This window comes from Corynebacterium sp. HMSC063G05, from assembly GCF_001810555.1.
GTDB lineage: Bacteria > Actinomycetota > Actinomycetes > Mycobacteriales > Mycobacteriaceae > Corynebacterium > Corynebacterium jeikeium_D.
This window is the reverse complement of the sequence record NZ_KV801847.1, coordinates 1-11,725: the sequence shown is the minus strand read 5'-3', so window position 1 is coordinate 11,725 and position 11,725 is coordinate 1. Positions and strand designations below refer to the sequence as shown.

Below are 11,725 nucleotides of genomic sequence, written 5' to 3'. Positions count from 1 at the left end.
AAAGTGGTGATGCATTCACCGCCTGAACCTACCGTGCTCAAAGTGTCATAAACCTAGTCACTTTCTCCGCGGGTGAGCGCACCCGCTAGTCTTGAGGCATGACTGAATCGGCGCGCGAGGAGCGCAAAGCGACTGGGACCTCTTCTCAGACGAAGAGGCGGCGGCGGAATCGTCGCCGTTCTCAACGCGCGTCGGCAGCGGGCGCGAAAACACCACCAACAGCACCGGCTTCCACCACAACGGACGCAGCCACCACCGACGCGGCTACTACCGGCGCAATCGCAACCGGCGCGAGTACCGCTGGCACACCCACAACGGCCACAACCACACCGGCCACAGCCGAGACCGCTGCGACAAAGGCTGCTGACGAGCACAAACAGTTCTCGTCGGCTGAGGAAGCTCCTTACGCAATCGTGTCTATCCAGGCCACGGGCATCCATCCCAAGACGTCTCGGCTGGTCAGCCTGGGAGTGTCTACCGCCGACGGCAGCGGCAACATCGTGGACACCTGGCATGTCGTCATCGATCCCACAGAAGATCCCGGCCCGACGCACCTTCACGGCCTCGAGCCCGCGGACTTCGAGGGAGCCCCGAAGTTCGGGGTGATCCAGGCCAAGCTCGCGCACGCGCTCGATGGGCGCACGCTGGTTGCTCATAATGCACCGCTGGTCTGGGGTTTTATAGTTGCCGAGGCCAAGAGGGCCCGTCGTCAAGCGAATCGTGAGCGATCCGCGCGGAATAAGCGGGGGCGTCGTCGTACGCGCACTCGCGTCGCGAGAATTCCGGCGCCCGCACGGATTGCCGATACGTTGGAAACGGCGCGCCGCCAGGGCAAACGGCTTGACGACGCTCGCCTGCGCGCCGTCGCGCGCGCCTACGGCCTCGATGTGCCTTCACCCGAGGCATCGATTGCCGGCATCTCGGTGCCGGAGCGGGTGCGGACGTTGGATGACGTCACCACCACGCTTGCGCTCTTCCGCGCACAGGGCGGGCTCGACGAGGGTACAACCCTGAACATGTACACGCCCGACCAGCTGCGCGAGGACATTGTGGGCCTGCAGCGCTCGGTAGTGCGTGTCGACGCGATGGAAGCGCCGCGCCCCGTGGAGAACCCCGGCCGTTATACGCCGGGGCGGAAGCTCGCGACGGGCATGGAGTTCGTCGTGGCGCCAGAGGTGTCGCTGGACCCGGATGAGCTGATTGCGGCGGGCGTGCGGGCTGGGCTGGCGTACTCGGAGAAGGTCACGCGAGAGTCATCGGTGCTGGTGTGTAACCGACCTGCGGATGTGACACCGGATCAACTGACGGGCAAGGCCATGCATGCCCACCGGAAGGACATTCCGATCGTTTCCGATGAGGCATTCTTGCGACTGGTCGGAGAGATGGAGAAGTAGGGCTAGGGCTTTTGCCCAGCGCATTCGTTCTGCGAATCATTCACAGTAAAATACACAGTTATGAAAGAAGGCACTTCACATAACGACGTAAGTGACCACAGTCGCGACCGCGCAAGCTCCCCGAGCCTGCGCGCTCGGTTTGCGACTGCCGCCGCTCACGCCGCCACCTGGGCCTCCCGGAAGTCCGGTCGCGGCGCGGGTGGCATGATTGGTGGCCTGATTGCGCAGAAGATTGACCCGCGCATTCTGGCTTCCCTCGGCAAGGGACGCCCGGCCGCGATCATCACTGGCACCAACGGCAAGTCCACCACCACCCGTATGTTCGCGGCCGCCATGCGCGCCGCTGGCCACAACGTGGCCACCAACGAGGGCGGCGACAACATGGACGCGGGTATTATCTCCGCGCTGCTCGCCACTCCCGATGCGGACAGCCTGGTCCTGGAGGTCGATGAGCTGCACGTCCCGCACATCGCAGAGGATCTGAAACCGCAGGTCCTGGTGCTGCTGAACCTTTCCCGCGATCAGCTCGACCGCGTCGGCGAGATCAACAAGATTGAGGCCACACTCCGCGCTGCGGTGGACGCTAACCCGCAGGCGACGGTCATCGCCAACTGCGACGACCCACTCATCGCATCGGCTGCGTGGGATGCCAAGAAGGTTATTTGGGTCTCCGCGGGCGGTGGCTGGACCAACGATGCCACCTCTTCCCCACGCACCGGCGGCCCCATCATCCAGGACGGCCACAACTGGTACGCCGTGAAGCCACTCCCGGACGGCTCGGAGTTCAAGCGGCCAGAGCCGGACTACCGCATCACTGCCGAGGGTGTCATCACGCCTGCTGGCGACACCCTGCCGATGAACCTCACGCTGCCGGGCAATGCCAACCGCGGCAACGCCACCTTGGCAATCGCGGGTGCTGTCGATATGGGCGCGGACCTGGAGAAGTCCCTCCGGGCCACCGAGACCGTCGACAACGTTGCGGGTCGCTACTCCACCATGGTTGTGCGGGATGACAAGGGCGCCGAGAAGCACGTGCGCATGCTGCTGGCCAAGAACCCGGCCGGCTGGCAGGAGGCACTGTCCATGGTCGACCGCACCGCGGATGCCGTGGTCATCGCGGTCAACGGTCACGTCGCCGATGGCGAGGACCTGTCCTGGCTATGGGATGTCCGCTTCGAGGACTTCGACGGCATGGATGTGCTGTCCGCGGGCGAACGCGGAACTGACCTAGCGGTGCGGTTGCTGTATGCGGGCATTGATGCGAGGTTGGTCGCAAATCCGCTGCAGGCGATCCGGTCGTGTGAGGCGCGGGGGTCGTCGTCAAGCGTCACCCGAGTTGAGGTGCTGGCGAACTACACCGCCTTCCGCGATTTGAAGCGCGACATCGAACGAGCACAGGAGGAAAAGTAAATGAGCGAGCTGTCTATCGGCCTGATCCTCCCGGACGTGCTGGGCACCTACGGCGATGATGGAAATGCGCTGGTGCTGCGGCAACGCGCGCGGATGCGTGGGATTGACGCCGAGATTGTCCCCATCAAGCTGGGCGATGCCGTCCCCACCGACCTGGATATTTACACCGTCGGCGGCGGCGAGGACGTCGCACAAACCATCGCGGTGGAGCATCTGATCAATGACGGCGGCATCAAAAAGGCGGCCGAGGCCGGGAAGCAGATCCTCGCGATTTGCGCGGGCTTCCAGATTTTCGGCAATTCCTTCCGCGCGGGCGGACGCGATGTCGCAGGTCTCGGCCTTGTCGATTGCACCACCGATTCGCTGGAATCGCGCGCGATCGGCGAAATCTGCACGCTCGTCGATCCCACGAACGGTTTGCTTGACGACGTCGACGCCAGCCCACTGACTGGCTTCGAAAACCATATGGGTCGCACGACCCTGGGTGCCGATGCGAAGCCGCTTGGTCGAGTTGTCCGGGGCGTGGGCAATACCGGCCCGGAAGTGGAGCAGGCGGACTCCGGGATTGCTCCGGGAGTGGACGTTTCTGCACTCACACCGACCGGTGGCGCCGAAGGCGCGGTGCAGGGCTCGATTATCTGTACCTACCTGCACGGACCTGTGTTGGCTCGCAATCCGCAGCTGGCTGATCTGCTGCTGGCCCGCGCGACCAACCAGGACCTGTCGAGCCTGGCTCCGCTAGACCTCGAGGTTGTGGATAAGCTGCGCGAAGAACGCATCCTGTCCAAGCCGCGTCCGAAGAGCGAGCGCTAGTTTTGTAGTTTCGCGCGCGGCCGGTTGGCGAGCCTAGACCTTCAGCCGGCCCGTCAGCGCGCGGGACAGGGTGAGTTCATCGACGAACTCCAAGTCACCACCGAGCGGCATGCCGGAGGCCAACCGAGTGACCTCGAGATCCGGGAAGTCCCGCAGCAGCCGGGCCAAATAGGTCGCGGTTGCTTCGCCCTCGGTGTTGGGGTCAGTCGCGATGATGACCTCGTGGATTTCTGGGGGTTGGGTCTCGTCGACGTCGTCAAGCACGCCTGCGATACGTTGCAGCAGCGTGCGGATATTGAGCTCGTTCGGACCGATGCCGCCGAGCGGATCGAGCGCCCCGCCGAGCACGTGGTAGCGACCGTTGTACTCCCCCGTGCGCTCGATGGCCTGGATATCGCGCGCCTCTTCCACGACGCACACCAAACCGCGGTCGCGACGTGTGTCCGAGCAGTACTGGCACACGTCGGTTTCCGAAATATTGCCGCAGACCCGGCAGAATTGCACACCCTCGCGCACCCGACCAAGCGCGGATTGGAGCCGGCCGATGTCCTCCGGCTCCGCCTTCATCAGGTAGAAAGCGATACGCTGAGCTGACTTCGGGCCGATGCCCGGCAGGCGCGAGAACTCATCAATGAGATCTTGGAGTGGTCCTTCGAACAATGATAATTACCTACAAATACTGGTCTGAAACGCTAATTTAGAAACCGAGGCCACCGAGACCGTCGAAGCCCTGGGACAGCGGGCCCATCTTCTGCTCCGCCAGCGACTGCACCTTAGCGGTAGCGTCCTGGAAAGCAGCGAGAACCAGGTCCTGCAGCCCGTCGACGTCCTCCGGGTCAACGACCTTCGGATCAATGGCGATGTCCGTGACCTCGCCCGAGCCCTGCATAGTCACCTTGACCAGACCGCCGCCGGCCTCACCGACGATGGTGGAAGCGACGATCTCCTGCTGAGCTGCCTGCAGCTGTGCCTGCATCTGCTGTGCCTGCTGCAGAATTGCGTTCATATCTGGCTGAGTCATAACTAATGTTCCTAACTATTGTGCTCTTTACGTGCTGATTTGTAGTTACGCGCACGCTTCTAAGGCTCATCGCCCATGCTTTACGACGCGCATCGCCGCCCCATTCTAACGGCTCTAGCGGTCTTCTAGCGGTTTGGCTCCCAGCTCCTTTTCCAGCATCTCCATGACCACGTCCTTTAGCGAGCGGTGATCGAGAGACCCGACCTCGTTCGCGGCCTCGAAGTACTCGGAGGTGTCCTCTTCGTAGTTGTTGTCCTGCGGGGTTTGGGGAACCGGGTTGTAGTTGGTGTTGGCGTTGGAGTTGTAGTTGGACGGGTTGCGCGAACCGTAGCTCTCTGCGCCCTCTGCGCCCTCTGGTGGAGCGAACTCCTCCATCGGCTCTGGTGGCAGTGGGACGCCGCCGAAGCCCGAATCCTGATTGGCCTGGGCCTGAGCGTTCGCTTGGGCATTGGCCTGTGCGTTTGCCTGTGCCGCGCGCAGGAATGACTGCGGCTGGTTTGGCTGCTGCGGCTGTTGCTGGGCCGGGTTCGGGTTCGGTTGAGCTGGCTGGCTTGGTTGGCTTGGCTGATGTGGCTGTGCCGGCTGGTCGTGACCTGCCTGCTGTCCCATCGCAGCACGCTTGGCGGCTTCGATTTTGGCACGGCGCTCAACAACGGATGCGTATGCCGACGACCGCTGCGGGCGCGGTGCTGGCTCTGACTGCGTCTGCTGTTCCTGCTGTACCTGCTGCTCAGATGTCTCTGGTTGCGCTGGTGCTGCGGGTGTCGGTGCAGGGGCGGTGTCGTTCGGCGAGGACGAACCTCTTGACGACGAATCATCCTCCCCAGCAACACCACTCGTAGCTGTTGACCGCGGTGCGCGCGGGCGCGTACCGACGACACAGTGCACCTGACCATTGAAGCCCGTCACCTGCTTCACGGCAGCGGACAGTGCCTGTGCGTAATCCGGTGTGTTTAGCCTGGTAGCGAGCGCTCCTGTGCTGTGCCCGATGATGAGCCTGTCATTTTCGACATCGAGTGGCACTGCCTGTTCAGCTAGCACGCGAATGGGGAACGCGTGCGGGCCGTCAACAGCTGCAAGGATGTCCTGCCAGCGCTCGCGGATTTGCTCGATACGAGCGGGTGCAGGTTCGGGCTCCGGCTGCGATTCTGGTTCCGGCTTGTGAACTGGCTGTTCAGGCTGCTCGGGCTGGGCGGCCTGAGTTGGCCGTGCCGACTCGGCTGATTGCTCGGGCTGGGTTGGCTGTTCAGACTGTGCGGCCTGAGTCGGCTGGGTTGGCCGTTCAGAGTGAGTTGGCACGGAAGAGACAACTGGCTCCTCCTCGACAATCGACATCGAGCCGCCCTCACCCTCACGCTCACGAGTCTGCTGCTCACGCTCCTGTGCAAGCTGCGCCCGAGTCTGCTGCTCGCTAATCCGGGCATGCTCCGCCATCTTCCGACGGAACTCACGAATCTTCTCTGCCTGAGCCTCTTCCTCGGACAGCGGCTGCTCAGCCGATTCAGGCTGCTGCGGTTGTTCAGCCTGCTGAGGCTGCTCAACTGATTCGGCCGACGTAGCCTGCGTAGGCTGTTCAGGCTGCTCAGCGGGCGCAGTAGGTGCTTCTGGTGCAGGCTTCGGCTCAGTTACCGACTCCTGCGACACCGCTGCCGCTGGTGCCGATTGCTGCTCAACGGGTTCCGACTGAACCTTAGGCTGCGGTCCCGGCTGGGGCTGAGGTTGCGACGGTGCCTGCGCTGGCGCTGCCTGCTCAGTACGTCCGCGCTGAGTGACCGAAGCCGACTGCGCACCCTTCTTACGCTGGGCATTCCGCTGGCGCCACGCCTCCCGAGCCGACTGGCCAGACTGCATCGGCGACGCTTCAGCCGCACCCGCATCGGAAGACACCGGTGCCGCTGCGGGAGTTGCGGCCCCCGAGCCGTCGGCAAGCGCGGGCCTGCCGTGCTCCAACGCTTCTACGCGCTGCAGCAGCGACTCCACGGAGTCTTCGGTGGCGGGCAGGAGCATGCGCGCACAGAGAACTTCGAGCAGCAAACGCGGCGACGTCACTCCGCGGAAGTGCCGCAGACCATCAGAGAGCACCTGCGTGAAGCGCGTCAGCGTCGCCGGGGGAATTGTCCCGGCCTGCTCCAGAACACCGTCGATTTGGCTCTCCGGGATCTCCACCAAGCCCTGCTCCAGCGCATTCGGCACTGCGGACAGCACCAGCAAATCACGCACCCGGCCAAGCAGATCCGAGGCAAACCGCGCCGGATCCTGACCCGACATAATCACACGCCCGACCACGCTAAACATGGCCGCGCGATCGCCTGCCGCCAGCGCCTCAATCGCATCCGTGATGATTACGCTGTCAGTGACACCGAGAATGGCCGCAGAAGTCTCATAATCCACACCATCGGTGCCGGAACCAGCAATGAGCTGATCCATAACCGACAGCGAGTCACGCGGCGAACCGCCACCGGCCTGGATGACCAGCGGATACACGTCCGGCTCTACCCGCACACCCTCGGCCGTGACCACACGCTCAAGCAGCCCGCGCATATCCGGCGGAGTCAACAACCGGAACGGATAGTGGTGTGTACGCGAGCGAATCGTCGGCAGCACACGCTCCGGCTCCGTGGTCGCAAAAATGAAGATGAGATGCTCCGGCGGCTCCTCCACAATCTTCAACAGCGCATTGAAACCCGAGGCGGTAATCATATGCGCCTCGTCAATAATGAAGATGCGGTAGCGCGACTCCGCCGGCTGGAAGATAGCCTTTTCCCGCAGCTCACGCATATCTTCCACACCGTTGTGGGAAGCCGCGTCCAGCTCAATAACGTCCAAATTGCCCGGACCACCCGGCGCCAACGCACGACACGACGCACACTGGCCACACGGTGTCGCCGTCGGCCCCTCCGCACAGTTCAAACTGCGCGCCATAATGCGCGCCGACGAAGTCTTGCCACAGCCACGCGGCCCGGAGAACAAATACGCATGGTTAATGCGGTTGGGACGCCCCTGCGCATCACGAGATTCCAACGCCGCCGACAGCGGGTCAGTTACGTGCCGCTGCCCCACCACTTCGGCGAACGATGCCGGACGATACTTCCTATACAGAGCCACGTGCTCAGCCTACCTTCCACCCCGGACCGGCTAGTTCGAACCCTCCTGGGAAACAACCGACTCGCGGCACCAATCCCGCAGGTCAGCGTCCACTTCGGCCAACTTCTGCATCAACGCCTGCGGACCCTGCTGCTCATAAAACACCAGCTCCGCATCCGTAATTGGCACCAGCTGCGTCATCGTGGTCATGCGCCCCTGCGGCGACTCCACATCGCCCTCATGCAGGCTGATCTTGCCCGGCATCTCGGACACATTCGGCACCCCGTCGCTCCACACATACGGCACCGTGCACAGCACGTGCGCCACGGTAAAGGCCGCGCTTGACGACGACTCCCCTACCTCGGCCACCTGATCGGCCGCCAGCCGCACCGCATTCGGGATGACACGGCCCGGAATTGGCGACAGGAACTCCGGTTCTTCCTCCACCAGCGCTCCCGCGGCCGCGACCATGGTGGCCACGGGAAAATCAGCGTATGCGACGGAGAAGAGCTCCACGCGGATATCCGTCTTTGCTGCGCCGGTCAGGCCACAGTAGTTGCGGCCCAACTCCACGGTGGCGGCTGCCGTTTCCGGACGACGCTCGTTCGCTTGGCCGTCCGGCCCGTCGTAAAGTGAGAACTCAGCGACCCGAAGCGGAGCCGAATCGTGTTCCTGCCCGTGCCGACCACTGCCCGGCAGCTCCGTCACATACTCGCTGACCTGGGGTTCTCCGGGGAAAAGCCCGGAGATCCAAAACTTCGTCTCTTCGAAGTTCATATAGTCCTATCCCGACCTACCTGGCCTGCTTAACCTACGCAGTCGCCTTCTCAGCGGCGGCGAGCAGCACACAGGTAGCGACGCCATCCATAGCAACCTCGAGCTCCTCCATCGGAGGCAGCGACGGTGCCAGGCGGATATTGCGATTATTCGGATCCTGCTTCAGCGGGAAGGAAGAACCAGAACCGGTCAGCGCAATGCCGGCCTCCTTGGCCAGCTCCACCACGCGACGAGCAGTGCCATCGACCACGTCGAGGTTGATGAAGTAACCGCCGGTCGGCTTCGACCACTCTGCCACGCCGTACTCCGACAGGCGCTCATCCAGAATCTGCAGAACCTTCTCAAACTTCGGAGCCAGCGAACCTGCATGACGACGCATCTGCTCACGCACGCCCTCCGCGTCACCGAAGAACTTGGCGTGAGCCAACTGGTTGACCTTGTTCGGGCCAATGCCGCGGATACCAGCGTGCTTGAGGTAATCCTCCAAGTTGGCGTCCGAGGAAGCGTAGAAAGCAATACCAGCGCCTGCGAAGGTAATCTTCGAGGTCGAGCCGAATGCCCACACGCGGTTCGGGTTACCGGCCTCTTCCGCCCACTTAATGACGTTGTGAATCTCCGGGAACTCATCCGTCAGCGTGTGAACCATGTAGGCGTTATCCCACATCAGACGGAAATCCGGAGCGGCGGTCTCCATTTCAACCAGACGGCGGCAGACCTCAGCGCTGTAGGTCACACCCGTCGGATTCGAGAACATCGGGACATTCCACATGCCCTTAATCTGCGGGTCGGAGGCAACCAGCTTCTCCACGACATCCATATCCGGACCGTCTTCGTTCAACGGCACCTGAATCATTTCAATGCCGAAGTGCTGCGTGATAGCAAAGTGCCGGTCATACCCCGGAACCGGGCACAGCCACTTCAGCACCGGCTCCTCGTTCCACGGGCGCTCCGAGTCCACGTTGCCGAACTGCATGGCCCACGAAATCAGGTCAAACTGGATGTTCAGGCTGGAAGCATCCTGCGCCAGGACGTTTTCCACCGGCAGATCCATCAGTTCCGCCCAGATAGCGCGGATATCAGTAATGCCCTTGGCGTTGCCGTAATTGCGGACATCCTCCCCAGAAGCCGAAATGTAATCCGGCGCCGGGAGACCCAGCAGGGCGTTTGCGAAATCAAGCTGTTCCGACGACGGCTTACCACGAGTCAAATTCAGTGCGAGGTTGCGGGACTTCAGTTCCTCATATGCCTTCGCAAACTCATCCTTGTGTGCCGCCAACTGCTGAACATCGAAGGAATCCACGGCCATGGTGTACGCACCCTCCCAGGTATCGGACATAAGTTAAAACCTGACAAAACTGGCACGGAAAGCTTTTTCCCCGCGCCGCATCCGGCTTTGCAACCAAGTGTAAGGCATACCCCGGATTGGGATTTCTACAACTTCCCCGACAGCGCATCCAGACGCTGCTTACTCGGCCCCTCCAAGCCGATAATTTCTACCTCTTTGCCCCGGTCAGCAAACTTGACCCGCACGGAATCTAACGCCGCCACCGTGGAAGCATCCCAAATCTCAGCCTCAGACATATCGATGACAATCCGCTGCGCAGGATCGGTGTAGTCGAATTGGTACACCAGGTCGTTACTGGAGGCGAAGAACAACTGACCCCGCACCTTGTACGTCCGGGAGTGGGCGCTGGGGTCGTCGTCAAGCACTTCAATCCTGACCAGGTGAGCGACACGGCGCGCGAACATCAGCGACGCCACGACCACACCCAAAATCACCCCGATGGCGAGGTTATCCGTCGCCAGCGTGGCGATGACCGTCACCAGCATCACCGCCGTCTCCGAACGCGGCATCAGGCGCAACGTCCGCGGGGAAATCGAGCGCCAATCGACCGTGTCCACCGACACCACGACCATCACCGCAACCAGCGCCGCCATCGGAATCACTCCAACTGCAGAACTGAGCAGAAGGACCAGAATGAGCAGGAAGACACCGGAAAAGAGCGTCGTCAAGCGAGTGCGTCCCGACGATTCCTTCACACCCACCATCGTCTGACCAATCATCGCGCAGCCAGCGATACCGCCGAAGAAACCGCCCGCGATGTTCGCCACACCCAGCCCCCACGTCTCGCGGGTCTTGTCCGAATGCGTATCCGTGATGTCGTCCACGAGCTTCGCCGTCATCAGCGATTCCATGATGCCGACAATCGCCACGCCCACCGAATACGGCGCAATCAGCTGCAGAGTCTCCCAGGTCAGGGGCACATTCGGGATCAGCAGCTGCGGGAGGGATTCCGGAAGCTCGCCCATATCGCTCACGTTCGGCACGCGCCAATTCGCCAACACCGCAACAAGCGTGACGACGATCACCGTTACCAGCGGAGCCGGAATCGCGGTGAACACGCGGGGCAGGAACACCATAATCGCAATACCCAGAGCGACCAGCGGATACACCAACCAGGGCACATCGATGAGATGCTCGAGCTGCGCAGTGAAAATGAGGATACCCAGCGCGTTAACAAAGCCAATCATGACCGCGCGCGGAATGAAACGCTGCAGCTTAGCGATACCCAGCGCCGCAAAAGCAATCTGCAACACACCCGCGAGCAGCACCGTTGGAATGAGGTAATCCATCCCGTACGTCCGCGACAACGGCGCGACGACGAGCGCAACCGAACCAGCGGCAGCAGTAATCATGGCCGGGCGGCCACCCGTAAAGGCAATCACAATGGCCATAATCACCGAGCTAAACAGCCCCACCGCCGGGTCCACGCCCGCCAGGATGGAAAACGAGATGACCTCGGGGATTAGCGCGAACGACACCGCAGCACCGGCCAGCAGCTCGGTGCGCAGGCGCTTCGGTGAAGAAACTGCGAACCGGAAGGAGTCCCACACGCCCATTGGGGCTGGGGTTTCTCGGGTTTCGGGTGGTTCTGGTGTTTCTAGCGGTTCTCGTGTTGCCTGTGGTGGCACTCGCGTGTCGTCTGCATCGCTCATGCACAGTATTCTTCCAGACCAGCGAACGCGACCACTTGTGGCCAAGGTATTCACCTATCGATGCGCTGCAGCGTGGCCATAAGTGAATAGCTCATCGATAGGTGAAATGGCCTGGCCAATATCGCGGGGGTAAGTGCCGAAAAAACATCGATAGATCATAAGAAACCGCCGACAAGTGCCCGAAACCTAGCCATAAGGGGTTAAGTAAAGAAAAGTGTGTCCGCATGCC

Annotated in this window: 9 protein-coding genes; 3 read left to right on the top strand and 6 right to left on the bottom strand. The window is 62.1% G+C overall.

From position 1 onward, the window contains the following. Nucleotides 1-98: 98 nt before the first annotated feature. Genes HMPREF2751_RS04480 through HMPREF2751_RS04470 form a run of 3 tightly spaced genes read left to right on the top strand, consistent with a single transcriptional unit; the run spans nt 99 to nt 3,617 of the window. Nucleotides 99-1,394 carry an exonuclease domain-containing protein gene (locus HMPREF2751_RS04480; RefSeq protein ID WP_083304406.1) on the top strand — a complete coding sequence of 432 codons (1,296 nt, stop codon included), beginning with the start codon at nt 99-101 and terminating at the stop codon, nt 1,392-1,394. Nucleotides 1,395-1,454: 60 nt separating this feature from the next. Next, nucleotides 1,455-2,804 carry a MurT ligase domain-containing protein gene (locus HMPREF2751_RS04475; protein ID WP_048733196.1) on the top strand — a complete coding sequence of 450 codons (1,350 nt, stop codon included), beginning with the start codon at nt 1,455-1,457 and terminating at the stop codon, nt 2,802-2,804. Continuing rightward, nucleotides 2,805-3,617 (top strand): type 1 glutamine amidotransferase, encoded by an 813-nt coding sequence (locus HMPREF2751_RS04470; protein WP_070429221.1) that lies wholly within the window; start codon nt 2,805-2,807, stop codon nt 3,615-3,617. It abuts the gene before it with no gap. Nucleotides 3,618-3,650: 33 nt separating this feature from the next. Here HMPREF2751_RS04470 and recR read toward each other — a convergent pair whose 3' ends face one another. The 6 genes from recR to HMPREF2751_RS04440 form a co-directional block, all read right to left on the bottom strand. Further along, nucleotides 3,651-4,277 carry a recombination mediator RecR gene (gene recR, locus HMPREF2751_RS04465; protein ID WP_005511888.1) on the bottom strand — a complete coding sequence of 209 codons (627 nt, stop codon included), beginning with the start codon at nt 4,275-4,277 and terminating at the stop codon, nt 3,651-3,653. Between the two features lie 37 nt (nt 4,278-4,314). Continuing rightward, nucleotides 4,315-4,638 (bottom strand): YbaB/EbfC family nucleoid-associated protein, encoded by a 324-nt coding sequence (locus tag HMPREF2751_RS04460; RefSeq protein WP_005511884.1) that lies wholly within the window; start codon nt 4,636-4,638, stop codon nt 4,315-4,317. Between the two features lie 114 nt (nt 4,639-4,752). Beyond that, a complete protein-coding gene (locus HMPREF2751_RS04455; RefSeq protein WP_070595554.1) occupies nt 4,753-7,743 on the bottom strand; it encodes a DNA polymerase III subunit gamma and tau in 2,991 nt (996 codons plus the stop codon). A gap of 30 nt (nt 7,744-7,773) precedes the next feature. Further along, entirely contained in the window at nt 7,774-8,499 is a 726-nt protein-coding gene (locus tag HMPREF2751_RS04450) for a suppressor of fused domain protein (protein ID WP_005511889.1), read from the bottom strand. Between the two features lie 34 nt (nt 8,500-8,533). After that, entirely contained in the window at nt 8,534-9,805 is a 1,272-nt protein-coding gene (locus HMPREF2751_RS04445; protein ID WP_187269755.1) for an aspartate aminotransferase type Ic, read from the bottom strand. Nucleotides 9,806-9,930: 125 nt separating this feature from the next. Beyond that, nucleotides 9,931-11,400 carry a SulP family inorganic anion transporter gene (locus HMPREF2751_RS04440; RefSeq protein WP_070438855.1) on the bottom strand — a complete coding sequence of 490 codons (1,470 nt, stop codon included), beginning with the start codon at nt 11,398-11,400 and terminating at the stop codon, nt 9,931-9,933. Nucleotides 11,401-11,725 lie beyond the last annotated feature (325 nt).